The sequence below is a fragment of the Acinetobacter sp. YH12027 genome, from assembly GCF_013420085.1.
GTDB classification, from domain to species: Bacteria; Pseudomonadota; Gammaproteobacteria; order Pseudomonadales; family Moraxellaceae; genus Acinetobacter; species Acinetobacter amyesii.
In genome coordinates, this window is record NZ_VOYW01000009.1 from 113,149 (window position 1) to 139,867 (window position 26,719).

Sequence of the window (26,719 nt, forward strand, 5' to 3'; positions counted from 1 at the left end):
GGATCATTCACATAAATCAAAGCAGTGATAAAAATCACTTATTTTAAGCGGCAATTAAAACCCATCTTGGTATCAACGATATTATTTTCATAACCTAAGCTTTGAATAAATTGGTTGCGGTCTGATATTTGTTTTTGATCCGCTTGACTCAATCTTGCTTTATTTTTTTGTGCCAACCCATAGGTTTCATTCACTAAACCCTGATAGATCCCGCAAACTTCCTGACGTTTGGACTTTTTCAATTGACGACCACCATACCATGAACGTTCAAAATCGTCGGCTTTTAGTGTTTTTCCCCATTCCTCAATACGCTGATTTTGTCTTTGCTGCATTTCCAGCATGCCCTGCTGGATTTCAGCCTTAGTAAAAGGCTTGATCACCTCAACCTTCGGTACAACTGGAACATTTTCTGTAGTTGCAGTGACGGTCACTGCTGTCTGTTCCGTTGTGGTTGATACGGTTGGATTAGCCCAACTCATTGATGAAATGAATCCGGTCGCAAATACGACACCAAAAGCTTTTAAATTTATAGATTTCAAGTTTTAAGTACCCGTTTTATTTCTTCACAGTGTTCTTATACACATTTTTATATTGATGCTGAAGTTTTTAAGCCCTTATTTTACAAAACTTCATTGCTGTAAATGGTTCACTGTGTTCACTCCCAATAAAAAAGCCGCTCGATAGAGCGGCTTTTTGAACAGATCACACTTAGACCAATTCTTTAAAGCCTTGCTGACGCCAAGCTTCATATAAAATCACAGCAGTAGCATTAGACAAGTTTAAACTGCGTGAATTTGGTGCCATAGGTAGGCGAATCCAATGTTCTTTCGGGAACATCATACGGACATCTTCCGGCAAACCACGTGTTTCTGGCCCCATCAACAGCGCCACAGGACGGTTTAAATTGGAGGTATGCGGTGTTTCAAAACCTTTGGTGGTTAATGGATAAATGGCATCCATCTCAATACCTTGCGCTTTTAAGCCCGCAAGACATTCTTCAAAGTTTTCCCACACTTTCATGTGCGCCCATTCATGATAATCCAAACCGGCACGGCGAAGTTTTTTATCATCAAGCTCAAAACCTAATGGCTTGACCAAATGTAACTGCGCTCCAGTATTGGCACATAAACGAATGATATTCCCTGTATTTGCAGGAATTTCTGGCTCGTATAAAACAACATGGATCACAGTTTTTTTCTCTACTCTTTAGTTAAATAATGGCTTAAAGCTCAGGCTATAGTTTCTATAGCTGTAGCATAAGTTTAGATGGTACAACAAGCGCTTGCTTATCTACATTGCTTAGCTTTCGCTTTACACGAGGACAATCCACTTACTCATATCCTTTATACTTAGCTTTCGCCTTGCAATTGGACAATTAATTCAGCAGCCTGCTTATCCTCTTTGCTCAGGCATAGCCTTCGCCTTGCGCTCGGGCAACGCGTTGCGTTGCTTACCCTCGCTCATGCCATTGAAGTTGTTCACGCAGACTCACCACATCACCAATAATGGTCAATGTAGGCGCCTGAATTTGGTATTCACTGACTTTAGATGCAATATCTGCCAATGTCCCGACCACGACTTTTTGTTCAGGTGTCGTCCCTTTAGAAACCAATGCGACAGGCATGTCTGAACGCTGCCCATGCGCGATGAGTTTCTCACAAATTTTTTCTAGACCGACCAAACCCATATACAGCACAAGCGTTTGATTTTGATAAACCAACTCATTCCAAGGCAGCTCAGGCGAACCTTCTTTCAGATGGCCTGTCAGGAAGCGTACACTTTGCGCATAATCACGATGCGTTAAAGGAATCCCTGCATAAGCCGAACAACCAGATGCAGCAGTAATCCCTGGAACGACTTGGAAGGCAACGCCTGCCGCAAAAAGTTCCTGAATTTCTTCACCGCCGCGGCCAAAGATGAATGGATCTCCGCCTTTTAAACGGCAGACACGTTTGCCTTCACTTGCATATTTCACCAGTAAGGCATTGATGCCTTCTTGCGGAACAGCATGATTAGATCGTGCTTTACCTACGTAAATTTTTTCAGCGTCACGGCGGCAGAGGTCCATAATCGGCTGAGAAACCAAACGGTCATAGATCACCACATCCGCTTGCTGCATTAAACGCAGGGCTTTTAAGGTCAGCAGTTCAGGATCACCCGGCCCTGCACCCACCAAATACACCTCGCCTTTCGGCTGTTTCCATTCCAATATGGCCTGTTCAATCAAACGATTGGCTTCGGTCAAATTGTCATTAAATACCTGCTCTTTGAGCGGACTTGCATACAAGTCTTCCCAAAAAATACGGCGTTCATCTGGATTGACGATTTTGGATTTAACGGCTGCGCGCCACTTACCTGAGAACTCAGCCAGTTTGCCCATGCCATGCGGTATTGAGCTTTCTAACTGGGTGCGTATTTGGCGTGAAAGCACTGGCGATGTGCCATTAGATGCAACAGAGATGACCAGCGGAGAACGGTCAATTATCGCAGGAACCATAAAACGGCAATGCGGCGGATCATCAACACTATTGACCAAGACATTTTCAGCTTCGCAGGCTTCAAAAACCGCCTGATTGACCGCTTTGTCATTGGTTGCTGCAATCACTAAACGAAACTGACGCAGCGCAATGGCATTTTCTTGATAAACCGATTCGTGATAAATCGAGTTGAGATATTGACCTTGGGTTTTATTAACCAAGGTCAATAAATCATCTTCAATTTCAGGTGAGCAAACTGTCAGCTGAGCGCCCGCTTTTGCAAGCAGCACAGCCTTTCGATATGCAATTCGACCACCACCAACAATCAGACAAGGTTGCTGCTGCAACTTCAAAGAGATTGGAAAGATATCCACACACGACCTCAATAGTTTAAATCTGATTGTCTTAAGCAATTTTTGTGCACAAATGTATGCACTTTATCGACTATTAATCGATAAATTCAGCACCGCCCATATATGGACGAAGTACTGCTGGAATTTCAATTGAACCGTCTGCACGTTGATAGTTTTCCATCACGGCAAGTAAAGTACGGCCAACGGCCAAACCTGAGCCATTCAGCGTGTGCACAAACTCAGTTTTCTTTTGGTCAGCACGGTAACGCGCTTTCATGCGGCGTGCTTGGAAGTCACCCATGCATGAGCAAGATGAAATTTCACGGTAGGTATTTTGACTTGGTACCCAAACTTCTAAATCATAAGTTTTGATTGCGCCAAAGCCCATGTCGCCGCCGCAAAGCACGACTTTACGGTATGGTAAACCAAGCGCTTGCAAGATTCCTTCAGCATGACCTGTTAATTCTTCCAAAGCATCCATCGAAGTTTCAGGTTTTACAATTTGAACCATTTCAACTTTGTCGAATTGATGCTGACGAATTAAGCCACGCGTATCACGACCATACGAACCTGCTTCACTACGGAAACATGGTGTATGCGCTGCATATTTTAATGGCAAACGTTCTGGGTCAATGATTTCGTCACGCACGAAGTTGGTTACAGGCACTTCTGCAGTAGGAATCAGGTAGTATTCTTTTTCGCCTTGAAGTTTAAATAAATCTTCTTCAAATTTAGGCAATTGGCCTGTACCACGTAAAGAGTCTGCATTAACCAAATAAGGTACATAAGCTTCGGTATAGCCATTTTCCAAGGTATGTGTATTTAACATAAATTGGGTAATTGCACGTTGTAAACGCGCCAATGGGCCTTTGAGTACGCTAAAACGAGTACCTGTCAATTTAGTTGCGGTTTCAAATTCTAAACCGCCCATCATTTCACCAAGATCAGTATGGTCTTTGACTTCAAAATCAAACTGACGTGGTGTACCCCATTTTAGAACTTCAACATTGTCATTTTCGTCTTTACCTTCTGGCACAGACTCATGAGGTAAATTTGGAATCGATAAAGATTTGGCTTCGAGTTCAGCCTGAAGGTCAGAAAGTGCGAGTTCTGCCGCTTTAATTTCATCACCAATGGCAGACATACGTGCCATGATTTCAGATGCATCACCGCCAGCTTTTTTAATTTGACCAACTTGTTTTGCACCAGCATTACGTTCAGCTTGTAACGACTCAGTTTTAGACTGAATTTCCTTACGGCGAGCTTCAAGGTCTGCCCACTCTGCTACGTTGAGTTGAACACCACGTTTTGCTAAGGCTAAGTTTACAGCCTCAATATTATTTCTGAGTAATTTCGGGTCGATCATAGCCAATCTTAAGTAAAGAAAAAAACTGGCTATAGTGTAAGCTCTTAACACTCAAAAATACAGTGACCGAGCTTACAGCTGCCCCTTATTAGACCAATAATCTTGCTGCAAATTGTCTTATTTGGTTTCGTAATTTGGCAAACTTGGTAAATATTCAGGTTTAAATAGCCCTTTAGCCATAAAATATGGAAGCTTTAGCTCAGGCATGCCCTCTGCGTAGCTCGCCAATTCATACAATGGATAAGCAAATACGATCCCGTTCGCGCCATAATAAAAATTATCGCTTAATTGTAGTTTTGAACGTTCAATATCGTGACTATCTAACCACATATAGTTGGCATCAAATAATGCGCTAATCACTTTCGCATCTGCACCTTTGACCAAGACATCTTGTAAAGCCAAACGTTTTTTGGCTTTTAAATCAAAATTGACATATTCAACATGAGACATGCCATGAGCAGCATGCGCTGCGTAGGTATAGCTTTCGATCGCAAAAGTTGCGATATGTCCCCACTGACTAATATATCGAACAGAAGTGGTACTTTGACTTAGGCCTGCATCCGTCTTGTCCGATAAATCAATTTTTTGATTCGGCTCAGTTGAAAATGCAATTGGATCTGCCTTTTTAATTCGGTCAGTAAAATATTGATTAATCCAATCAACATTGGTTTCAACCGTTTGAATCGTATATTGGGTACAACCTTCCGCATCGCAAGCTTGTGCTTTTGGTAATTGCATCGCAACAGATTTAGATTGAATAAGTGGAATCGCATCAGCGACGACCGCTGGCTTCTGTTCCGTTGTTTCACCTTCAACAGGTTCATTTCGAGGATGGCAGGCCGTTAATGACCCGACTAAAACCACAGCTGAAACAGCCCAAGCTATATTATTCATATGATTTTTTTTCATCCCAAAATTCCCTATAGCAACAATCAAAACCACAAGTTACTTCATTTAAGCAAACTATGAATATCAGCATACTACTAAATTTCACTTAAATTCAGCTTGCGTCCTTTACATTTCTTCATAAAAAAAGCAGACCGATGTCTGCTTTTTTTCGTTCATGACAATTATTGATCAATAATGTCCGTACCTTTTGGAGGTACAAAGTTAAAAGTTGATGCTGGAATAGACGCATTGACCTTCACATTATTGAAACGTACATGGGTTGTTTGACCTAATGAGTCTTGGAGAATCATTAAGGTCGGCGCATTTTTCGCACCAAAACTAATGGTTAAGCTTTGAAACACGCCATCATCACTTTTTGGATATAAGGTGTAATAGGTTTTGGTCTTATTTGGCTGTGTAATACGATAAGACTTCATGATTTGAGCCGTATTACCCGACAATAATAATGCAGGCGTATTCGCAACTTGGTCATCTAAGCTTTGGCGTACTGCTTGTTGTAGGTCTGGGTCATAGATCCAAACTGTTTTACCTGTAGTCGCAATGGTTTGCTTAGATGGGCTGGTTGTTTCCCAATAGAATTTACCCGGACGCTGAACTTTCATTACCCCAGTAAAAGTCTGGTTCATATGCTGCGCACTTAAACCTTTCTTTTGAGTGGCTTTCGGGTTGGTCACTTTTGTAGTTTGCTGAAAGTTAGCAGTAAAACTTTTAATACCCGATAATTGTTTCACCAAATTGGCAGTTGCCTGCTGCTCCGACGCTGCAACTGGTGCCGCGAATACTGTCGTACTCATAACCGGTGCCAGTGTCGCTGCACCTAATGCCATAGCACAGATGGTTTTACGAAGCATTTTCATAGATTCACCTTTTATATTTGCATCAACGCAATTTGTTAGATGGCTCCATCTTAAACCACTTTCATTGACTAAATTTAGAGAAAATAAGAAGTTTTGTATGGTTATTAATGCAAATTGCTGTTTTTTATTCATCATGATGGAGAAATATAAAGTAAAAAGGCACTTGATTTGACTCAAATGCCTTTCAAATAATTAAACTATGATTTAGCAATTTTAACATTCCAATATTGAGTTATTTCCATTGCCAACCGATCGATGCACCAGCGCCAAAGTCACCTTCAGAGTTTCCTGTTGCAGCCAATTTATAAACATATTTATTGCTCTCAGTTACTCCACTAAAACCTACTGCATAGCCTTGTGAACCTTCCCAAGTCCCCATACCTACGCTAAACATGTTGTATCCAGCATCTGTGGGTTGTGGTAAGGAGGCGATTGCAATACTTGAAGCAACAGCACCATAAACATTATCTTTAAATTTATTGAAATTATGGTTCAATTCATTCACACGTTGGTTGGTATAGCTATTGGCTTGATTGAGTACATTTGCCCCATGCTGATCTGTATATGCTTTTGAACTATTTAGCACTTCTAGATCTGCTTGACGCATTTGTTTCACATTCACTGCATCGGTGTCTGCCGTACCAGCTGCCACATGAATAATTTGCCGCTCTGCACCAGCCGAGCCAACGGAAACCGTATTATTGCGGTTAGAGCTTGAACCATTGCCAAGTACAACAGCATTATTTGCCGATGTGTTGATATTGTTACCAACCACATAGGTATTATTACCTGTGACTGTATTATTTGAACCTACTGCACCAGAGCCATCACCATTGACTGTATTGTTTACACCGAGGGCAATAGACTGATTACCATCAGCCTTATTACCTGCACCGACTGCAATCGCATCTTGTCCATTCGCAGTTGGTTTAGGTGCTGTATTGGCAACATTTGATTGGATTTTAATGTACGGATCTGTTCCTTTTAAGCTCAATAACCAGTCCACTTCAGTACCGACAAATCCATTTTTTATCGCAAGTTCATATGCACTGAAACCATTTTCACCTGTTAGCCCTTGTGCGCCAACTGCACCACGTAGACTTTCTAACCATTGGTCTTCATTGCCTTCATAACCATTGCTCACCGCAACTTGATAAGCACTTGCACCATCTAGACCATTGCTTCCATTCAGACCGTTCAAACCATCCTTACCATCGATTCCGTCTCGGCCATTGAGTCCATCTTTACCAGTAGCACCTGTTGCTCCAGTATCGCCTTTGTCACCTTTAGCTCCGGTTGCACCTGTTGCTCCGGTATCACCTTTTTCACCAGCAGGACCTTGAGGACCCATTGGCCCTGCTGGACCAGGAATACCACTATTGCAACGATTACAAGTATGCCCAGGATGTGATGAACCACTCCCACCGGCCCATGCAATTGAACCTAGAGAAATTAAAATACTCACAGCAAGTAATTTTGGTACAGCTTTAATAGCGATTGAAGTTATTTCACCAAGTCCTAGCGTCTTTTCAAATGCAATTTGTTGGCTTTTATCAGGACAATTCCTTTTCTGATAGTCAGCATTGATAAAAACTGTATTCAATATTTTATTCATGTCCTTATCCTTTTTTGTATTTGTACTCCTCTATTACGCTTTTTATATTCTGTGATTTAAATCACTATTTATGGTGATTTATTGCTTCATACATCGTTTGTAACAATCAAGAAAAATACCTCACATTTTCTTCAGACGAAAAAAAACCCGCAAAAAAATGCGGGTCTTTTTTCTATTAAAGCTTACGCTTCAACAGATACGTAGCGACGACCGAATTGGCCTTTCACTTCGAATTTTACAACGCCGTCAGCAGTTGCAAATAAAGTATGGTCACGGCCCATACCTACATTTACACCAGCGTGGAATTCAGTACCACGTTGACGAACGATGATGTTACCAGCAGTCACAGATTGACCGCCGTAGATTTTAACACCCAACATTTTTGGGTTCGAGTCACGACCGTTTTTAGTCGAACCACCGGCTTTTTTAGTTGCCATGTCTACTTACTCCTCGTAATTAGCCTGAAATAGCTGTAATTTTCAACTCAGTGAACCATTGACGGTGACCTTGTTGTTTACGATAGTGTTTACGACGACGCATTTTGATGATGCGGATTTTGTCGTGACGACCATGGCTAACTACTTCAGCAGTTACTTTAGCGCCAGCTACTACTGGTGCACCAATTTGAATGCTGTCACCGTTAACAAGCATCAACACGTCATCAAAAGTAACAGTTGAGCCAGTTTCAGCTTTCAATAATTCTACTTTAAGGGTTTCACCCTCAACTACACGGTGTTGTTTACCACCGCTTTGGATTACTGCGTACATTTAAGTACTCCAAACATGCCCGTGTTGTCGTGCCGGTAAAGGGATATACCGATCTTAAAACGATCGTCACTGGGGTTTCGCAAAGGCAAAGATTTTAAGGGATAACCCGAAAAACAACAAGTCATTTCCGTAAAATATTAGATGAGTATGCGTTTATTATATAAACAGTGTCATTAAAAGTATTAAAATGAGTGATCTATTTCACTTACCATGTTTTTTTGCAAGGTTTGACATAGATTTTTAGCAACGATTCGCTAATATACTCTGGACTGACATCAACAACATGCTGTTCAAACAACATGCTAAAGATAAAAGTCTGTTAAAAAATAAGTACAATACTTCCGCTTGATGAAAAAAATCACTTAAGATTAAGTCAATTGAGTAAGTTCTTATCTGTTATTCATATAACAAATTGCTACACTACGTCTGTAATTCAAAAATTATTGAGGTTTCTCTTCATATGACCATCGACTTTAAGCAAGATATTCTCGCGCCTGTTGCTACTGACTTTGCTGCGATGGACAAATTTATTAATGAAGGGATCACGTCTAAAGTTGCCTTGGTCATGGCAGTCAGTAAACATGTAGTCGAAGCAGGCGGTAAACGCATGCGTCCCATTATGTGCTTACTTGCAGCAAAGGCTTGTGGCGCAGAAGATTTAGAAAAACACCGTAAACTTGCAGCAATTATTGAAATGCTACATACCGCAACCTTGGTACATGACGACGTAGTCGATGAATCGGGTTTACGCCGTGGCCGCCCAACAGCAAATGCGACATGGAATAATCAAACTGCCGTACTTGTGGGTGATTTTTTGATTTCTCGCGCTTTTGATTTATTGGTGGATCTAGACAGCAAAGTTTTACTCAAAGACTTTTCAACGGGTACCTGTGAAATTGCTGAAGGTGAAGTTTTACAACTTCAATCACAGCACCAACCTGAAACTACTGAACAAACCTACTTAGATATTATTCACGGTAAAACATCACGTTTATTTGAGCTCGCTACCGAAGGTGCAGCGATTTTGACGGGTACACAAGAGTACCGTGAACCGCTTAGAAAATTTGCCGGACACTTTGGAAATGCCTTTCAAATTATTGACGATATTTTAGATTACACCTCAGATGCTGAAACATTAGGTAAAAATATTGGTGATGATTTGATGGAAGGTAAACCAACTTTACCTTTAATCTCTGCCTTAAAGAATACCACTGGCGAAGAACATGACATTATTCGCCGCAGTATTGCCACAGGTGGTACGGCAGATTTAGAGCGTGTAATTCAGATTGTACAAAGCTCTGGGGCACTTGATTATTGTAGCCAACGAGCGACTGAAGAAACTGAAGCAGCACTAGCCGCTTTAGCAGCACTACCAGATACTGAATATCGTCAAGCTTTAATCAACCTCGCAAACTTGGCATTACACCGAATTCAATAATTAACAATATTCATCGTAATTCCCCTTGCCTATGCATATAAAACTGAATGATATCTTTTTGACCATGCAGCAACAGCTCGATACCCCTCGGGCTGTGCTGGATGAAAACTTGCTGATCGAATTGGTCAACCGAATTCGACCAGAAGATACAAAAAATACCGACGAAATTAAGAAAAAATTTCAGGCTTTCATCCAAGCTTTACTCATCACGCCAGATGCAGCCTCTACCTTGCAAAGTTTTGTCCTAAAACTCATTAGCCGATATAAACAAACCAGTTTATATGCGGACACAGGTATTTTGTCTCTCGATGGTTTCTGGGGACAACTGTTCCAACGGCTTGGCGCACATTTTCTTCCTCTGATCAATGACGAAACTCAATTACAAGATTTAGTCCGTCGAGTTTTTTATCGTCATAGCGACAAATATTGGCTGGACAGTATTGATGATCAGCAATGGATGCAGCTATTTCGACTATTTAATCAAGGTCATAGCAATCAGGAAGAAAAAAAGAAAATTCGCCGTGAGTTAATTAAAGCCATTACCGTTTTGTCCTATCGGGTGAGTGGTATTGGCTTATATCCTGAATTTATTAATGCACAGCCTGAACTGACCGAATATGAATCACCTTTTTTGGTGCAAAACCGTGAAATAAATGATTTTATTCAGCAGTATAAAAAGCTCCATCAAAGTGCTGAAGAAATGAGTGCTGTGCTACCGCCAGATGCTTCTCAAGCGTTGGTAATGCTGGAACAATGTCGTGATGTGGTGCTGAAGATTCGGCGTGCGACCAAACGAATTGGTGTAAGTGTCAGCCTGACTTACTTATTGTCGCTTTTAGAACAGTGTTTAGATCGCTTAGAAATCTTACTCAACCTGATTGTTGAAGAAGATGATGTCCGCTATGTGTCTATGGGTAGTTTACTCAGTGATGTGACGTCAGCGATTTATAGCGAGCGCAGTGTGCGCGATTTGCTCGCCACCAATAGTGAATTGGTTGCCCTACAAGTCACCGAAAACGCAAGTAAAACTGGCGAACACTATGTAAGTACGGACAAACAAGGCTTTATGAGCATGTACCGATCTGCGGCAGGTGCCGGCGTGATCATTGCATGTATGGCAACACTAAAAGTGCTGATGACCCGTGTCACCATGGCACCGCTCATGCAAGCCATTTCATATAGTCTGAACTACTCTTTCGGCTTTATGCTGATTCATGTCTTACATTTTACGGTTGCTACCAAACAGCCTGCGATGACAGCTGCCGCACTTGCCTCAACGGTTCAGCATCGTAAAGGCTCGAAAATGGCTCAGATTGCCGAACTTGCCGCGCTGATTATTAATATTATCCGCACCCAGTTTATTGCAATTTTAGGCAACATCAGTATTGCGATTCCTGTTGCAGCGCTGATTGCCCTCAGTTGGGACATGGCTTTACATGAGCCATTAATGAATCATGCAAAAGCAGCTAAAACCTTACACGACCTCAATCCATTTACCTCACTGGCTGTGCCACATGCTGCGATAGCTGGGGTATGTTTGTTTTTATCGGGTTTGATTGCCGGTTACTTTGACAACATGGCGGTCTATCGCAAAGTTGGACCACGAATTCAAGCGCATCCAAAGTTAAAACGCATCATGGGTCAAGACAGACTGGATAAGTTTGCCGCTTACATTGAACGAAACTTAGGTGCTTTGGCGGGTAACTTCTTATTCGGGATCATGCTGGGTAGTATGGGCACAATTGGTTATATCTTAGGTTTACCTTTAGATATTCGCCATATTGCCTTCGCATCGGCTAACTTTATTCAAGGCCTCATCAATATCAATGGTTCGCCAGACATTGGCTTAATCATTGTGTCATTCTTAGGGGTTATTCTGATCGGTCTTACCAACTTATTCGTCAGTTTCACGTTAACCATTATTGTGGCACTACGGGCTCGTCGCGTAAGATTTGAACAATGGAAACCCCTGGCTAAACTGGTGATGACTCATTTTCTAACGCGACCAAGTGACTTTTTCTGGCCACCGAAAGCCCCACTTGAAGTTGAAGATGGCACACAAGCCAGTAAGAACAATCATTAGCAGATTTGTGTTTTATTTTAGTAAGATGTAAATGAACACAAAAAATAAAATCAGTATGATTTACACATACTTGAAATAAAGTGTACTGATGAGTACACTTTAGTCCATTAATTAACCGAGCTCAAACCGGTTAAAATGACAAGGAATAAAATATGCCACGAACGCTACTGTTTGTTGGTTTTTTTGCATTAATTATCAGTGTGTTGTCGCTTTATTCTAGCTATTTAAATCTATTAGATTTAAATATCGTGGAATGGATGAGTCAGCACCGTATTGCTGTCTTTAATCAAATTGCCATCGGACTTTCCGCGCTAGGCGGCATGCCTTTTGTATTATTTTTCACCACGCTATGGTGTTTACACTTTGCGTGGTATAAAAAATATACAGAGATTGTTTTTATCAGTATAGGGATCTTTGGAAGTATCGGCCTTGCATGGTTGCTTAAATTTACGTTTACCAGACCACGTCCCCCAGAAATGTACCATCTTGTAGCATCTTACGGGAGTTCATTTCCAAGCGCGCATAGTTGTTATGCTGCATCGCTTGCGTGTCTGATGATCTTGATTTACCGACAACATGCTCAACATCGCTTGATCACCATTTTGGCATTGTTATGGATGCTGTGTATGGGTGTTTCGCGAGTATATGTTGGGGTTCATTTTCCGACAGATGTCTTATCCGGTTGGAGCATAAGTTTTATTTGGATCGCGCTACTTTATTTGAGTTACATCAAAATCAGTAAAGCGTAAACAAATGAATAATTTAGATAAATATCTAATTGAGGTGGAACAATGATGTCTGCAAAGCTTTGGGCTCCTGCCCTGACTGCTTGCGCATTGGCAACAAGTATTGCACTTGTTGGTTGTAGCAAAGATCCTAAAGATGCACAGCAAGCTGCTGCTGCACAGCAAATGCCACCAACTGAAGTCGGTGTCATTGTTGCCCAACCGCAAAGCGTTGAACAATCTGTTGAACTTTCAGGACGTACATCTGCCTATGAAATTTCAGAAGTACGTCCACAAACCAGTGGTGTAGTACTGAAACGTCTATTTGCAGAAGGCAGTTATGTTCGCGAAGGACAAGCCTTGTACGAGATAGACTCGCGTACAAACCGTGCTTCAGCTGACAGTGCTCGTGCTGCTTTAAGACGTCAACAAGCAAATTTAGGCGTGTTACGTGTTAAAGAAGGTCGCTACCGTCAGCTTGTGGGATCAAATGCGATTTCTAAACAAGAATATGACGATATTGTTGCGCAAGTAAAACTGGCTGAAGCAGACGTTGCTGCATCTCAGGCAGAACTTAAAAATGCAGAAATTAATTTAGGTTATTCAACTGTACGTGCACCAATTTCAGGTCAAACAAACCGTTCAACTGTGACTGCTGGTGCATTAGTTACTGCATCTCAAGCTGATCCATTGGTAACAATTCAACGTCTTGATCCAATGTACGTTGACATTAACCAATCAAGCGCTGAACTTCTTCGCTTACGTCAACAGTTAAGCAAAGGCAACTTGGACAGCAGTAATAACACCAAAGTGAAATTACGTCTTGAAGATGGTAGCGAATACCCAATTGAAGGTCGTCTTGCATTTTCTGATGCGAGTGTAAACCCTGATACAGGTACTGTTACGCTTCGTGCTGTTTTTTCTAACCCGAACCATTTATTGCTTCCGGGTATGTTTGCCAATGCTCGCATCGTTCAAGGTGTGATTCCAAACGCTTACCTGATTCCACAAGCTGCTATTACACGTACCCCTACAGGTCAAGCGATTGCAATGATTGTGAATGCAAAAGGTGCTGTTGAATCTCGTCCTGTAACCACTGTTGGTACACAAGGTTCGAATTGGATCGTTACTCAAGGCTTAAACACTGGCGATAAAGTGATTGTTGACGGTATTGCGAAAGTTAAGCCAGAGCAACAAGTTGTAGCCAAACCGTATCAACCTCAGGCTGCTGCACCTCAAGGTGCGCAACAACCTGCTGCAGCAAAGCCAAACGCTAAAGCCGCAGAACAAGCAGCGCCTAAAACTGAACAAAAAGCTACTTCAAACGCATAGGGAGTAGACTGAATGGCTCAATTCTTTATTCATCGCCCCATTTTTGCATGGGTGATTGCATTGGTGATTATGTTGGCGGGTGTACTCACGCTATCAAATATGCCAATTGCACAGTATCCGACCATTGCGCCGCCAACGGTTTCAATCTCTGCGACTTACCCTGGCGCATCTGCAGAAACAGTTGAAAACACCGTAACCCAAATCATTGAACAACAAATGAATGGTTTGGATGGCTTACGTTATATTTCGTCAAACAGTGCGGGTAACGGTCAAGCATCTATTACATTGAACTTTGAACAAGGGATCGATCCAGATATCGCCCAAGTTCAAGTCCAAAACAAACTCCAGTCTGCGACAGCGCTATTACCTGAAGACGTACAACGTCAAGGTGTAAAAGTCACCAAATCTGGCGCAAGCTTCCTACAAGTTGTAGCATTCCACTCACCATCGGGTAAGTTGACTGCGGACGACATTAAGGACTATGTAAACTCGAATATTTCTGAACCTCTCAGCCGTGTGGCAGGTGTAGGTGAAGTCCAAGTATTTGGTGGTTCTTATGCGATGCGTATTTGGCTAGATCCAGCCAAAATGGCAAACCTGAAAGTTACACCGAGTGATGTGGCTGCGGCTATCCGTACACAGAATGCTCAGGTTGCTGTTGGTCAGTTAGGTGGTGCGCCTGCAACTGAAGGTCAAGTACTGAACGCGACAGTTACAGCACAAAGTTTGTTGCAAACACCAGAGCAGTTTAAAAACATTTTCCTGCGTAACAGTAGTGATGGTGCTCAGGTACGTTTAGGCGATGTTGCACGTGTTGAATTAGGTGCTGACAACTATCAGTTCGACTCTAAGTTCAACAACAAACCTGCTGGTGGTGTAGCGATCAAACTAGCAACTGGTGCAAACGCATTAGATACAGCCGAAGCTGTTGAAGCACGTTTAAAAGAACTACGTCCAAACTACCCTGAAGGTTTAAAAGATACGCTTGCATTTGATACGACTCCATTCATTAAGTTATCGATTGAAAGTGTTGTACATACCCTTGTAGAGGCCGTGATTCTCGTATTCTTTGTGATGTTCTTATTCTTACAGAACTGGCGCGCAACGATTATTCCGACATTGGCTGTACCTGTAGTGGTATTGGGTACTTTTGCTGTCATTAACATGTTTGGTTTCTCGATCAACACACTCACCATGTTCGCGATGGTACTGGCGATTGGTCTCCTCGTGGATGATGCGATTGTTGTCGTAGAGAACGTTGAACGTGTCATGGTTGAAGATCATCTTGACCCAGTGACTGCAACTGAAATCTCAATGAAACAGATCTCGGGTGCCTTAATCGGTATTACCTCTGTGTTAACCGCTGTATTCGTGCCGATGGCATTCTTCGGTGGTACGACAGGTGTAATTTATCGTCAGTTCTCAATCACGCTGGTAACAGCAATGATTCTGTCATTGATTGTAGCATTGACCTTTACCCCTGCCCTATGTGCGACCATGTTGAAACAACATGATCCAAACAAACCAGAAAGCAACAATATCTTTGCCCGTTTCTTCCGTTGGTTTAACAGCTCTTTTGATAAAGTTGCGCATAAATACCAAGGCGGCGTGAACTTCATGACACACCACAAGATTTTCTCTGGTGTGATTTATGCAGTTGTAATCGGCTTGTTGGTACTTTTATTCCAAAAGTTACCATCATCATTCTTACCTGAAGAAGACCAAGGTGTTGTAATGACACTGGTACAGTTACCACCGAATGCCTCACTTGAGCGTACGGATAAAACTGTCACTGCAATGACCGATTACTTCCTGAAAAACGAAGAAAAATATGTCGATTCTGTATTCAGTGTTGCCGGTTTCTCGTTCACAGGTGTAGGTCAAAACGCAGGTCTTGCATTCATCAAGTTAAAAGATTGGGAAGACCGTACATCACCTGAATCTCAAGTGGGTGCGATTATTCAACGTGGTATGGCATTGAACATGATCGTGAAGGATGCTTCATACATCATGCCAATCCAATTACCAGCAATGCCTGAATTGGGTGTAACTGCCGGCTTCAACTTGCAGTTAAAAGCTTCTGCAGGTCAAACTCATCAACAACTTATCGATGCCCGTAATATAGTACTCGGTATGGCTGCTCAAGATAAACGCCTCATGGGTGTTCGTCCTAACGGTCAAGAAGATACACCACAGTACAAAATCACGATTGACCAAGCTCAAGCTGGTGCAATGGGTGTCAGCATTGCTGAAATCAATACCACAATGGGTATGGCATGGGGTGGTTCTTACATCAACGACTTCGTTGACCGTGGTCGTGTGAAGAAAGTCTATGTACAGGGTGAAGCTGCGGCACGTATGATGCCTGAAGACCTGAGCCAGTGGTATGTCCGTAACAACCAAGGCACAATGGTTCCATTCTCGACCTTCGCTACTGGCGAATGGACTTATGGTTCACCACGTCTTGAACGTTATAACGGTATCGCATCTGTGAACATTCAAGGTTCACCGGGTGTGGGTGTAAGTTCGGGCGATGCGATGAAAGCGATGGAAGAAATTGTACAAAAACTTCCTTCGATGGGCGTTCAAGGCTTTGACTATGAATGGACTGGTTTATCTCTAGAAGAACGTGAGTCTGGCGCACAAGCACCATTCTTATACGCACTTTCATTGTTAATCGTCTTCCTATGTCTTGCTGCCTTGTATGAAAGCTGGTCTATTCCGTTCTCAGTATTACTGGTTGTACCATTAGGTGTATTGGGTGCGTTATTACTGACTTTCCTTGGAATGGTGTTCTTCAAAAATCCAAACTTGGCGAATAACATTTACTTCCAGGTGGCTATTATTGCCGTCATTGGTTTGTCCGCGAAGAATGCGATCTTGATCGTAGAATTCGCCAAAGAACTTCAAGAAAAAGGTGAAGATCTGTTTGACGCAACATTGCATGCCGCTAAAATGCGTCTACGTCCAATTATCATGACTACTTTAGCCTTCGGTTTTGGTGTACTTCCGCTTGCCCTTTCTTCGGGTGCAGGTGCAGGTAGCCAGCACTCCGTAGGTTATGGTGTATTGGGTGGCGTAATCAGTTCTACCCTACTTGGTATCTTCTTTATTCCTGTGTTCTATGTATGGATCCGAAGTATCTTTAAGTACAAACCAAAACAACAAAATAATCAGGAGCATTTATCGTGATGCAAAATGTATGGTCTATTGCAGGTCGTAGCATTGCGGTTTCTTCACTTGCGCTTGCTTTGGCTGCCTGCCAAAGCATGCGTGGTCCAGAGCCGGTTGTTCAGACCAATATCCCCGAAAGCTACACAGCAAGTGCTTCTGGTACTTCTGTTGCTGAACAAGGATATAAAGATTTCTTTGCTGACCAACGTCTGGTACAAGTTCTTGACTTAGCTTTAGCCAACAACCGTGACCTGCGTACCGCAGCTTTAAATATTGAACGTGCACAGCAACAGTATCAAATCACTGCCAATGGTCAATTACCAACCATTGGTGCAAGTGGTAGCGTACTTCGTCAAGACACGTTGAATACGCAAAAGCCTATCACCTCTTACAATGTCGGTTTAGGTGTCACTGCCTATGAACTTGATTTTTGGGGTCGTGTACGTAGCTTAAAAGACAATGCTTTAGACAGTTACCTTGCAACTGCAAGTGCCCGTGATGCGACACAAATTGCGTTGATCGGTCAAGTGGCTCAAGCATGGTTAAACTATGCATACGCTAACTCAAACTTGAAGCTTGCGGATCAAACCTTAAAGGCTCAGCTTGAATCTTACAACCTCAACAAAAAGCGTTTTGATGTCGGTATTGACAGTGAAGTTCCTGTTCGTCAGGCTCAAATTTCTGTAGAAACTGCACGTAATGATGTTGCGAATTACAAGACTCAAATTGCTCAAGCGCAAAACTTATTAAATCTATTAGTGGGTCAACAAGTGCCTGCGAACTTGCTGCCGAACCAACGTGTCAGTCGAATTACTTCGACCAATACCATTGGTTCAGGTATTCCAAGTGACTTGTTGAACAACCGTCCAGATGTACGTGCAGCTGAATATAAACTGTCTGCTGCTGGTGCGAACATTGGTGCAGCTAAAGCACGTCTGTTCCCTACGATTAGTCTGACAGGTTCAGCGGGTTATGCTTCAACGGACTTAGGTGATCTATTTAAATCAGGCAACTTTGTATGGTCTGCTGGCCCTAGCCTAGATATTCCAATTTTCGACTGGGGTACACGTCAGGCAAATATTAAAGTTTCTGAAACTGACCAGAAAATTGCATTGTCTGATTATGAAAAATCAGTTCAGTCAGCTTTCCGTGAAGTGAATGATGCGCTTGCAGTTCGCCAAAACATTGGTGACCGTATTGCAGCACAGCGCCGTTTAGTTGATGCAACCAACACAACGTACAAACTATCAAATGCTCGCTTCCGTGCTGGTATTGATAGCTACTTAACTGTACTGGATGCGCAGCGTGCATCTTATGCAGCTGAGCAAGGTTTGTTGTTGCTTGAACAAGCAAATCTCAACAATCAAGTTGAATTGTATAAAACACTTGGTGGTGGTATCAAAGCCAACACTTCTGATGCTGTGCAATACCAACCTTCTACTGCTGAGCGTAAAGCTGCATCAAAACAATAATTTGATTTAGCCTAGCCCGTAATATTTGAAAAGCTCACTTCGGTGGGCTTTTTCATTTTTAGATCGAAGCTTTAAAATAAAAATGAATTTATTGCTTTTTGCTAAAGAGTTTTCTATCTTCAATTCACCTTTTTATATTGATAACTAAAAATGCTTTTAAGTAATCTTGAATCTGTTCCGGGTCATACCATTACACAACAACTTGATGTCGTTTATGGCAGTACTGTCCGCAGTAAACATGTTGGTCGTGACTTTATGGCTGGCCTAAAAAATATCGTGGGTGGTGAACTCAAAGGTTATACAGAACTACTCGAAGAATCCCGTCAAGAAGCTATGAGCCGTATGATTGATAAAGCACGTGCCTTAGGCGCGAATGCGGTCGTCGGTATCCGTTTTTCAACCTCAAATATTGCTCAAGGCGCCTCTGAATTATTTGTGTATGGCACGGCTGTTCGCGTAGAAGCCAACTCAGCAAAACTCCCAGACCCATTTCCAACTCAGGACTAAGTCATGGATGCCTTTATTTTTAAAGTCCTGATCTTTGTGGTGCTCTTTTGTATTGGTTGGGGCTTCGGTCGCCATATCGAACAAAAGCATCTCAAAGAACTCGAAGCTCAAGAAAAGCGATTGGCGCATATTCGCATAGACAACAACCGCTTTAAAACTACTGAACAATTCGGACAACTTATTTCGAGTAATGTAGTGATTTCACATGATTATTTTAAATATGTGATTGCCAATATTCAGAACTTTTTTGGAGGACGTTTAACCAGTTATGAAAGCATCGTCGATCGGGCACGTCGTGAAGCCGTGGTGCGTTTAAAGCAAGAAGCTGAAAAAATGGGCGCAACGCAAATTATGGGTCTGCGTTTAAGCACCACTGAGTTGGGTATGCAAGGTGGCATGGTCGAAGTCTTTGCGTATGGGACTGCAATTCAAAAGAGAGACATCTGATCTCTCTACTTCTCCCCAATTCATTTTTACTATTCATTTTTACTATTCAATTTACTTTACACAATGTGTTTTCAAACTCTTCATAACTCACATTTTCATTGCGACAAACTTTAAAGCAAACCTCATTAAATTTTTTTTCATCAATATTTGGATCATGATAACTAAATGCAACATCTCCAGCATAAGCACGTGCCAGATCTTGCACCACAATGTCAGCTTTACATCCATATAAAGTTGGACATGCCTCTAATGTTCCTTCGTAATACTCTTTACACTGAGTCGGTTCAACATCCACCTTATTGGGTTTTTGCATCGACACATTTAAACCATTTTCATTCATTAGAAGAAAATATTGAAGTTTTCTAAATGGTTTTAAGTCAATCTCGAGTCCCGAATGATTGATACGAGCCAATTGATCTTTGTAAGAATTATGATCATCTGAGATTAACTCTGCATTACCAGCTTTGTCGATTTTGATAAAGCTATAGTTGACAGGCATATATGCGCCACTCCCCTTATGTGCAATCACTTCGATCAAATGATCTTTCGCAATAAATGCTCCCGTAAATACAGTCGATTCAACACTGGTCAGCAACTTACCTTTCACTAAAACACAATATCCAAAACATTGATCTTTGAATCTAGCCTGATCGCCTTTAAAATCATCAACAGCATGAAATTCAGCTCGCCATTTAAAATCACCAATTTTATTCGAGCTATAAGGTAATTTATCAACATCTGAATCTTGAGGATTTTGACTGTAATACTCAGACTTCAATAATCCTTTTTCATCAAACAGTGCTTCGATCGGTAACCACCCCTCATTTGGTCCTCGCATAACAACTTCTGCACTCGCCGCTTCAACTTTAGGTTCAATCTCAACAGATTCAATAACTGGTTCTGATACAGTTCCTATTTCTTTTTCAGGCTTTTCGAGCGTTGACTTCTGCTCAATTTTTTGAGTTTTCTGTTTAAAATAAAAATATGCCACTGTACCGATTGCACCAATGATTGCGCACAAAATGATGGCTATTCCCCATTTGTTAAAATTATTCTTTTTCATTTCTTATAATCTCGTTACTCATTAAAAAAGTCACTGTTAAGAGTGACTTTTAAACTATTTAAACTTGATAAAATTTACTTCACTTTGGTTTTACGAATCATTTTATATAACGTTGTCGGTGATAATCGAGATACCCAAACACCGAGCTTTTCTTTAGAACCACCCACCACGATGTATTCTTCCCCACGTTGTAAAGATTGCACCACCGTTTCGGCAAACTCATTGGCTTCTAGACCATTTTCAATGGCTTCATCCTGATGCCCTTGTGGCTTGCCTGCACCATTGAGTGCATTAAATGAAACATTGGTTTTGACAAATCCGGGGAATATCACCGATACGCCCACCCCTTGATCCGCAACTTCCGCACGTAGACTGTTCGCCCACATATGAATGGCAGCTTTTGCAGCAGAATAGGTCGCGCGGTATTGTGTCCCTAATAAGCCTGCAACACTTGAAACAAAAGCAATTCGACCTGACTTTTGCGCTAAAAATGTCGGTAAAACGGTTTTAGTCAAATAGACTTGCGAAAAATAATCTACTTCCATGATGGCACGTTCAGTTTGCATAGTCGTATCCGTAATCAATGCACGCTGACTCAATCCCGCATTATTGATTAGCCAGTCAATTCGACCTTTATGCGCAAGGACTTGTTCATAAGCATGGCGAACTTGTTCTTCATTGGTAATATCTGCACACACTGAAAGATGCTGATCTGGATGTAATAATGAAACACGGACTTTTTCCAACTCTTCAAAACGACGTGCGGTCAAAATGACCTGCGCCCCTTGCAAAGCACATTCTTTTGCTAAAGCTTCACCCAAACCTGACGATGCCCCAGTAATCCATACCACTTTTCCGTTCAAATCATCACGTTTTGCCATTTTGACATCCTTTTAAATAACTAATTTATTCATTTATATGTATTTTATACTTTACGTAGTACAGGCTCATTGTTCAAAAACACCATAAAATGATCAAAGTACTGACTCATCGATTGTGCATCATAAATTTTGCCGAGTTTATCAAAACGTTTATAACCGAGTTGCGTGGTGAGATTGATGACACCGGTTAAAGTTTTATCCACTACCATGTTAAATTTCAGCATTTTTTTCGGTTCTCGCACCAAATGCGTCACCCCGGCATCGACCACTTGTGTAAATGCCTTCAATGCGAGCGGCACATATTGATTCTGCCCTTCTTTCATTTGATTGACATAGGCAAGCAAGTCGGTGGCTAAAGAGGCATCGATCGGATAATGCATATAATGCTGACCATCTTCGCTGTAAAAACGTCCATATAAATAATTTACCATCGGTACAAGGCGGTCATTGCCAAAAAAAGACACCGACCACGGCATATATTTACGGGTCGTTTCACGTATTTGCTGAATAATTTTTTCGGATTCATTGTCTCCAGACTTATTCATGCGCGCCATTTGGCCAAAAACTTGATCTAAAATTTCACATGCAATATCCGCTAAATTATCCCCTAAGGCTTTGGACTGACTTTCTGTTTCACCTGCATTGAGTTTTTGATGAATCGTCTCAAAACGTTGATATGTCGTAGGTTGAATCTTTAAAGAAATAGAATAAGTCATTTGATATTGCTCCTTTTATCTTAGTTTTGGGATCAATGGATACTTCTTATCTTAGGTCCTATCATACGGACTCTTTTATTTACTGCCAAATCCTAAAAGTTAACATTCGCCCAACATCCCTAATTCACCATTTTTTTTGCTACAATAGATATAATTTTTTATCCACTTTTGATCTGTTTAGACTATGACTGATTCAGCGCAAAATATTGCTACGACCTACGATCCGACCGAGATCGAAAAAAAATGGTACAAGACTTGGGAAGAGAGAGGCTACTTCAAGCCATCTCAAAAAGGTGATTCATTCTGTATTATGATTCCGCCACCAAACGTCACTGGTAGCTTGCACATGGGTCATGGTTTCAACAATGCCATTATGGATGCGTTGACTCGTTATAACCGTATGTCTGGCAAAAACACCCTTTGGCAGCCAGGTACCGACCATGCAGGTATCGCAACGCAAATGGTTGTTGAACGTCAATTGGGTGCTGAAGGCATCAGCCGTCACGACCTTGGCCGTGAAAAGTTCATTGAAAAAGTGTGGGAATGGAAAGAACAATCTGGCGGGAACATTACCCGTCAAATTCGTCGTCTAGGCTCATCTGTAGACTGGTCACGTGAGCGCTTCACCATGGACGAAGGTCTTTCTAACGCGGTTAAAGAAGTATTTGTTAAGCTACATGAAGAAGGCTTAATTTACCGCGGTAAACGCCTCGTAAACTGGGATCCTAAACTGCAAACTGCCCTTTCTGACTTAGAAGTTGAGTCTGATAAAGAAGAAGCAGGTTCACTTTGGCACTTCAAATATTTCTTTGAAGACAAATCAATCCGCACCCACGATGGTAAAGACCACATCGTTGTGGCGACAACACGTCCTGAAACATTGCTTGGCGATACCGCTGTTGCAGTTGCACTGGATGATGAACGCTATGCAGCGCTTGTGGGTAAAAACATTATCTTGCCAATTACAGGCCGAGCAGTTCCAATCGTTAAAGACGAATATGTAGACAAAGAATTTGGTACAGGCTGTGTAAAAATCACCCCTGCACATGACTTCAATGACTATGAAGTGGGCAAACGCTGTGAACTTCCAATCATCAACATTTTCAACAAAAATGCGGAAGTGTTGGCTGAGTTTGAATACATCGCAAAAGCGGGCGAGCAAATTTCTAAAACCATTCCTGCACCTGCGGACTACATTGGTTTAGAACGTTTTGAAGCACGTAAAAAATTGGTTGCTCAAGCGGAAGCTGAAGGCTGGTTAGACCAAATTCAACCATATACCTTGAAGCCACCTCGTGGTGACCGTTCAGGCGTGATCGTTGAGCCACTTCTAACAGACCAATGGTACGTAAAAATTGCACCACTTGCTGAGCCTGCAATTAAAGCGGTTAAAGATGGCGACATCAAATTTGTACCTGAGCAATACAGCAACATGTACATGGCTTGGATGAACAACATTCAAGATTGGTGTATTTCGCGTCAATTGTGGTGGGGTCACCGTATTCCTGCTTGGTACGATGCTGAAGGTAACGTATTTGTAGGTCGTGATGAAGCTGAAGTTCGTGCGAAAAACGGCATTGCACCTGAAGTTGAATTGAAACAAGACGAAGACGTGCTTGATACATGGTTCTCTTCTGGTCTTTGGACGTTCTCAACTCTAGGTTGGACTGGCGACGAAGCAAAAGATAAAGAAAACTATTTCTTAAATACGTTCCACCCGACTGATGTATTGGTGACTGGTTTCGACATTATCTTCTTCTGGGTTGCCCGCATGATCATGATGACCATGCACTTCATGAAAAATGAAGACGGCACACCACAAGTTCCGTTCAAAACTGTGTACGTTCACGGTTTAGTACGTGATGGCGAAGGTCAGAAAATGTCTAAATCTAAGGGCAACGTGCTTGACCCATTAGACTTGATTGACGGTGTTGATCTTGAAACTTTAGTACAAAAACGTACGACTGGTTTGATGAACCCGAAACAAGCAGCCAAGATTGAAAAATCTACCCGTAAAGAATTCCCTGAAGGTATTCAATCTTACGGTACAGACGCGGTTCGTTTCACGTTCTGTGCGCTTGCCAACACTGGTCGTGACATTAAGTTCGACATGAAACGTGTTGAAGGTTACCGTAACTTTGCCAACAAAATCTGGAACGCTACCCGTTTCGTGATGATGAACTGCGAAGAGCAAGTGATTGGTATCGATGCTCGTCAAGACCTTTGGGAATTGCCTGAACAGTGGATCGTGAGCCGTCTGCAAAAAGCAGAACAAGCGGTGCAAACAGCATTCGCGACGTATCGTTTAGACTTGGCTGCACAAGCGATTTACGAGTTCATTTGGAATGAATACTGTGACTGGTATGTAGAGCTGACTAAGCCTGTTCTCAATGACGAAAACGTATCGGTTGAGCGTAAAGCTGAAGTTCGTCGTGTTCTGCTTGCTGTGATGGAAGCGTCTTTACGTTTGGCTCACCCATTGATGCCATACCTCACAGAAGAAATCTGGCAAACACTTGCGCCGAAACTCAACATTTCTGGCGAAACAATCATGTTGGCTCCATACCCTGTTGCTGAGCAAGCATTGATTAACGAACAAGCTGAAGCTGATATGCAATGGCTACAAGGTTTGATTGGTGCGGTACGTAACATCCGTGGTGAAATGGGTCTAGGTAATGCACGTTTATTGCCTGTTCTACTTCAAAACACGACTGATGCTGAAAAAGCACAGATCACTCGTATTGAAGCGTTATTCACAGCGTTGGCTAAAGTTGAAAGCATTACTTTCCTTGCTGACGGCGAACAACCGCCATTATCTTCTTCATCTGTTGTTGGTCATGTGTCTGTATTCGTTCCAATGAAGGGCTTAATTGACCCTAAAGCGGAATTGGGTCGTCTGCAAAAAGACTTAGATAAAGTGCAAAAACAGCATGATCAAATTGCCACTAAACTTGGCAATGAAGGTTTTGTGGCGAAAGCGCCTGCTGCTGTAGTAGAAGGCGAGAAAGTTAAACTTGCTGAGTTTGCTGACCAGTTAGCGAAGATTAAAGCGAATATGGAGCAAATTGCGGCGCTTTAAGGTGTTGTTAATTTAATCTGATTTGTGTATAAAGGGCTGATTATTCAGCCCTTTATTTTCAACCCTTACAAATCTGTTTTAAAAAAATATCACTATCATTTGATAAGACATTTTTAAAAAAAGGTCTCTGCTCGCCATCGCTAAAATGTTTAGATACTAGTTTTGCAATTTGCCGTTTTTCCCATTGATCAGCTCTTACATAATAATCTCGAATTTCTAATACCTCACCACGCGTTACTATATCTTCAAGTTCTTCAAGTACAACGCGACCAATATAATGCCCTTCATTTCTTCTTAGATTTCGGAAAAAAGTCATTAGTACTTCTTTATCCCTGAAATTTTGGTTTCCAAAAAACCGAACGAGATAAACCAAAATAAACTCCGAAGTCTCTGTTGTATCTAACCAAACCTTTAAGTTGTTTTTTATTTCTGAAATTTGTAGTTCTGTAAAACTGGCGTGAAATTTAGATATGACATCTAAAGTATATGGAAAAAATTGTGGAAACTTATTTAAATGATTTGTGAGCAAAACAAGATCATTAAATGAGTCTTGAGCAATAATTGTTTTTACATATTTAACAAAATCCTTTGGCTCTATAAGAACACTCTCTATTTGAACCGTACCGGGTTTGTCGGAGAGTCAATATTCTGAGAGACTACCCCGATGACAAAATTAAAATATACCCCTGAAATCAGAGAAAGAGCGGTTCAATTATTGATTGAATCTGAAAAAGATTATCCTTCTACTTGGGCTGCAATCACAGCAATTGCGCCTAAGATTGGTTGTACTCCTGAAACACTTCGTGCCTGGCATCAAAAGCATTTAGATCAGCAAAATCCTATTATAGCTAAATACCAAATAAATCATTACAGTAATCTTTAAATAATTTATCAATATCTTTAACTCTAAACTTAGTTCGAATCGCCTTGACTCGTGACCACATATTTTCTATTGGATTTAAATCTGGACTATATTTAGGAAGCCACACAATGTAATGGCCTGCACAACGTATCAACTCCTGAAGTCTTTTCCCTTTGTGAAAGGTCGCATTGTCCATAATCAAAACACTGCTTTCTTTCAACTTAGGTAATAAATCCTGTTCAATCCAACATTCAAATACTTCTGTATTCACAGAACAATTAAACACACCAACTGTCAACAATCTATTTTCAATGATTGCACCGATCGCATTACTCCAATTCTTCAACTGCCAGTTAAATTCACCTTCAGCACGTGTTCCTTGAAGGCTATAACTATGAGTTCTGGTACTTTCACTTTGAAAACCACTTTCATCTATGTAAATCAGAGGCAATTTCCCTTCTAAACACTCTATGAGATTTTGAAATTGCTGACGTTGATTTTGATCTGCTTTAGGATGCTTTAACGTCTTTTTTTACGCGATATTCCTGCGGCATGTAACGCATTAAATACCGCATGAGTGCTTACTCCTAAACGT

23 protein-coding genes and 1 pseudogene are annotated in these 26,719 nt (G+C 41.6%); 10 read left to right on the plus strand and 14 right to left on the minus strand.

Annotated elements, in window-relative coordinates; genetic code table 11:
* Positions 1 to 38 precede the first annotated feature (38 nt).
* From FTT94_RS04355 to rplU, 9 genes are all read right to left on the minus strand, one after another.
* The gene (locus tag FTT94_RS04355) at positions 39 to 479 is read right to left on the minus strand and encodes a hypothetical protein (protein ID WP_257227388.1); all 441 of its coding nucleotides are present in this window, start codon (positions 477 to 479) and stop codon (positions 39 to 41) included.
* A gap of 229 nt (positions 480 to 708) precedes the next feature.
* On the minus strand, positions 709 to 1,188 hold the full coding sequence (locus FTT94_RS04360; protein ID WP_180165687.1) for a tRNA (cytidine(34)-2'-O)-methyltransferase: 480 nt from the start codon (positions 1,186 to 1,188) through the stop codon (positions 709 to 711).
* Between the two features lie 262 nt (positions 1,189 to 1,450).
* The gene (gene cysG / locus FTT94_RS04365; protein WP_180170293.1) at positions 1,451 to 2,851 is read right to left on the minus strand and encodes a siroheme synthase CysG; all 1,401 of its coding nucleotides are present in this window, start codon (positions 2,849 to 2,851) and stop codon (positions 1,451 to 1,453) included.
* A 73-nt stretch (positions 2,852 to 2,924) separates the two neighbouring features.
* Complete coding sequence (serS, locus tag FTT94_RS04370) at positions 2,925 to 4,196, minus strand: serine--tRNA ligase (protein WP_180066755.1); 1,272 nt, start codon at positions 4,194 to 4,196, stop codon at positions 2,925 to 2,927.
* A gap of 117 nt (positions 4,197 to 4,313) precedes the next feature.
* Positions 4,314 to 5,105 carry an RsiV family protein gene (locus FTT94_RS04375; RefSeq protein ID WP_180170294.1) on the minus strand — a complete coding sequence of 264 codons (792 nt, stop codon included), beginning with the start codon at positions 5,103 to 5,105 and terminating at the stop codon, positions 4,314 to 4,316.
* 161 nt (positions 5,106 to 5,266) lie between these two features.
* Positions 5,267 to 5,962, minus strand: a complete 696-nt coding sequence (gene lolA, locus FTT94_RS04380; RefSeq protein ID WP_111885313.1) for an outer membrane lipoprotein chaperone LolA — start codon at positions 5,960 to 5,962, stop codon at positions 5,267 to 5,269.
* Positions 5,963 to 6,194: 232 nt separating this feature from the next.
* A complete protein-coding gene (locus FTT94_RS04385) occupies positions 6,195 to 7,577 on the minus strand; it encodes a YadA-like family protein (protein ID WP_257231151.1) in 1,383 nt (460 codons plus the stop codon).
* A 182-nt stretch (positions 7,578 to 7,759) separates the two neighbouring features.
* Positions 7,760 to 8,014, minus strand: coding sequence for a 50S ribosomal protein L27 (gene rpmA / locus FTT94_RS04395; RefSeq protein ID WP_067764378.1), 255 nt, complete (start codon positions 8,012 to 8,014; stop codon positions 7,760 to 7,762).
* 19 nt (positions 8,015 to 8,033) lie between these two features.
* Complete coding sequence (gene rplU / locus FTT94_RS04400) at positions 8,034 to 8,345, minus strand: 50S ribosomal protein L21 (RefSeq protein ID WP_078191390.1); 312 nt, start codon at positions 8,343 to 8,345, stop codon at positions 8,034 to 8,036.
* A gap of 460 nt (positions 8,346 to 8,805) precedes the next feature.
* On the opposite strand from rplU, the gene sdsA reads away from it, so the two are divergent.
* From sdsA to FTT94_RS04440, 8 genes are all read left to right on the plus strand, one after another.
* Entirely contained in the window at positions 8,806 to 9,783 is a 978-nt protein-coding gene (gene sdsA, locus FTT94_RS04405) for an All-trans-nonaprenyl-diphosphate synthase (protein WP_180005068.1), read from the plus strand.
* Positions 9,784 to 9,814: 31 nt separating this feature from the next.
* Complete coding sequence (locus FTT94_RS04410) at positions 9,815 to 11,866, plus strand: site-specific recombinase (RefSeq protein ID WP_180170305.1); 2,052 nt, start codon at positions 9,815 to 9,817, stop codon at positions 11,864 to 11,866.
* 152 nt (positions 11,867 to 12,018) lie between these two features.
* Positions 12,019 to 12,615: a phosphatase PAP2 family protein gene (locus FTT94_RS04415; RefSeq protein ID WP_180129197.1), complete on the plus strand. Its 597-nt coding sequence runs from the start codon at positions 12,019 to 12,021 to the stop codon at positions 12,613 to 12,615.
* A 42-nt stretch (positions 12,616 to 12,657) separates the two neighbouring features.
* Entirely contained in the window at positions 12,658 to 13,923 is a 1,266-nt protein-coding gene (locus FTT94_RS04420) for an efflux RND transporter periplasmic adaptor subunit (protein ID WP_180170295.1), read from the plus strand.
* Positions 13,924 to 13,935: 12 nt separating this feature from the next.
* Positions 13,936 to 17,115, plus strand: a complete 3,180-nt coding sequence (locus FTT94_RS04425) for an efflux RND transporter permease subunit (RefSeq protein ID WP_180170296.1) — start codon at positions 13,936 to 13,938, stop codon at positions 17,113 to 17,115.
* Positions 17,115 to 18,569 carry a multidrug efflux RND transporter AdeIJK outer membrane channel subunit AdeK gene (gene adeK, locus FTT94_RS04430; RefSeq protein ID WP_180034600.1) on the plus strand — a complete coding sequence of 485 codons (1,455 nt, stop codon included), beginning with the start codon at positions 17,115 to 17,117 and terminating at the stop codon, positions 18,567 to 18,569. The genes FTT94_RS04425 and adeK overlap by 1 nt, the downstream gene beginning before the upstream one ends.
* A gap of 150 nt (positions 18,570 to 18,719) precedes the next feature.
* The gene (locus tag FTT94_RS04435) at positions 18,720 to 19,076 is read left to right on the plus strand and encodes a YbjQ family protein (protein ID WP_078192212.1); all 357 of its coding nucleotides are present in this window, start codon (positions 18,720 to 18,722) and stop codon (positions 19,074 to 19,076) included.
* A gap of 3 nt (positions 19,077 to 19,079) precedes the next feature.
* A complete protein-coding gene (locus FTT94_RS04440) occupies positions 19,080 to 19,523 on the plus strand; it encodes a YbjQ family protein (protein ID WP_180005074.1) in 444 nt (147 codons plus the stop codon).
* 46 nt (positions 19,524 to 19,569) lie between these two features.
* On the opposite strand, the gene FTT94_RS04445 is transcribed toward FTT94_RS04440, so the two are convergent.
* From FTT94_RS04445 to FTT94_RS04455, 3 genes are all read right to left on the minus strand, one after another.
* Positions 19,570 to 20,586: a hypothetical protein gene (locus tag FTT94_RS04445; RefSeq protein ID WP_180170297.1), complete on the minus strand. Its 1,017-nt coding sequence runs from the start codon at positions 20,584 to 20,586 to the stop codon at positions 19,570 to 19,572.
* Between the two features lie 74 nt (positions 20,587 to 20,660).
* On the minus strand, positions 20,661 to 21,467 hold the full coding sequence (locus FTT94_RS04450; RefSeq protein ID WP_078191399.1) for an SDR family oxidoreductase: 807 nt from the start codon (positions 21,465 to 21,467) through the stop codon (positions 20,661 to 20,663).
* Between the two features lie 44 nt (positions 21,468 to 21,511).
* Positions 21,512 to 22,183, minus strand: a complete 672-nt coding sequence (locus FTT94_RS04455; protein ID WP_180170298.1) for a hypothetical protein — start codon at positions 22,181 to 22,183, stop codon at positions 21,512 to 21,514.
* A 184-nt stretch (positions 22,184 to 22,367) separates the two neighbouring features.
* Here FTT94_RS04455 and FTT94_RS04460 point away from each other — a divergent pair, with 184 nt between their 5' ends.
* The gene (locus tag FTT94_RS04460; protein WP_180170299.1) at positions 22,368 to 25,262 is read left to right on the plus strand and encodes a valine--tRNA ligase; all 2,895 of its coding nucleotides are present in this window, start codon (positions 22,368 to 22,370) and stop codon (positions 25,260 to 25,262) included.
* Positions 25,263 to 25,320: 58 nt separating this feature from the next.
* On the opposite strand, the gene FTT94_RS04465 is transcribed toward FTT94_RS04460, so the two are convergent.
* On the minus strand, positions 25,321 to 25,791 hold the full coding sequence (locus FTT94_RS04465) for a hypothetical protein (RefSeq protein ID WP_180170300.1): 471 nt from the start codon (positions 25,789 to 25,791) through the stop codon (positions 25,321 to 25,323).
* 135 nt (positions 25,792 to 25,926) lie between these two features.
* Between FTT94_RS04465 and FTT94_RS04470 the strand changes: the two are divergent.
* Positions 25,927 to 26,106: pseudogene (locus FTT94_RS04470) on the plus strand (IS3 family transposase); the annotation flags it as partial.
* A gap of 4 nt (positions 26,107 to 26,110) precedes the next feature.
* Here the strand turns inward: FTT94_RS04470 and FTT94_RS04475 are convergent.
* Entirely contained in the window at positions 26,111 to 26,596 is a 486-nt protein-coding gene (locus tag FTT94_RS04475) for an IS630 family transposase (RefSeq protein ID WP_104441633.1), read from the minus strand.
* Between the last annotated feature and the right edge of the window lie 123 nt (positions 26,597 to 26,719).

Coding starts and splice junctions, on each gene's coding strand:
- FTT94_RS04435 (WP_078192212.1), top strand. CDS start 18,720: ATGCTTTTAAGTAATCTTGAATCTGTTCCGGGTCATACCATTACACAA.
- FTT94_RS04420 (WP_180170295.1), top strand. CDS start 12,658: ATGATGTCTGCAAAGCTTTGGGCTCCTGCCCTGACTGCTTGCGCATTG.
- FTT94_RS04355 (WP_257227388.1), bottom strand. CDS start 479: ATGAGTTGGGCTAATCCAACCGTATCAACCACAACGGAACAGACAGCA.
- FTT94_RS04460 (WP_180170299.1), top strand. CDS start 22,368: ATGACTGATTCAGCGCAAAATATTGCTACGACCTACGATCCGACCGAG.
- rplU (WP_078191390.1), bottom strand. CDS start 8,345: ATGTACGCAGTAATCCAAAGCGGTGGTAAACAACACCGTGTAGTTGAG.
- FTT94_RS04445 (WP_180170297.1), bottom strand. CDS start 20,586: ATGAAAAAGAATAATTTTAACAAATGGGGAATAGCCATCATTTTGTGC.
- FTT94_RS04440 (WP_180005074.1), top strand. CDS start 19,080: ATGGATGCCTTTATTTTTAAAGTCCTGATCTTTGTGGTGCTCTTTTGT.
- rpmA (WP_067764378.1), bottom strand. CDS start 8,014: ATGGCAACTAAAAAAGCCGGTGGTTCGACTAAAAACGGTCGTGACTCG.
- FTT94_RS04455 (WP_180170298.1), bottom strand. CDS start 22,183: ATGACTTATTCTATTTCTTTAAAGATTCAACCTACGACATATCAACGT.
- serS (WP_180066755.1), bottom strand. CDS start 4,196: ATGATCGACCCGAAATTACTCAGAAATAATATTGAGGCTGTAAACTTA.
- FTT94_RS04425 (WP_180170296.1), top strand. CDS start 13,936: ATGGCTCAATTCTTTATTCATCGCCCCATTTTTGCATGGGTGATTGCA.
- FTT94_RS04450 (WP_078191399.1), bottom strand. CDS start 21,467: ATGGCAAAACGTGATGATTTGAACGGAAAAGTGGTATGGATTACTGGG.
- lolA (WP_111885313.1), bottom strand. CDS start 5,962: ATGAAAATGCTTCGTAAAACCATCTGTGCTATGGCATTAGGTGCAGCG.
- FTT94_RS04385 (WP_257231151.1), bottom strand. CDS start 7,577: ATGAATAAAATATTGAATACAGTTTTTATCAATGCTGACTATCAGAAA.
- FTT94_RS04415 (WP_180129197.1), top strand. CDS start 12,019: ATGCCACGAACGCTACTGTTTGTTGGTTTTTTTGCATTAATTATCAGT.
- FTT94_RS04410 (WP_180170305.1), top strand. CDS start 9,815: ATGCATATAAAACTGAATGATATCTTTTTGACCATGCAGCAACAGCTC.
- adeK (WP_180034600.1), top strand. CDS start 17,115: ATGCAAAATGTATGGTCTATTGCAGGTCGTAGCATTGCGGTTTCTTCA.
- FTT94_RS04375 (WP_180170294.1), bottom strand. CDS start 5,105: ATGAAAAAAAATCATATGAATAATATAGCTTGGGCTGTTTCAGCTGTG.
- sdsA (WP_180005068.1), top strand. CDS start 8,806: ATGACCATCGACTTTAAGCAAGATATTCTCGCGCCTGTTGCTACTGAC.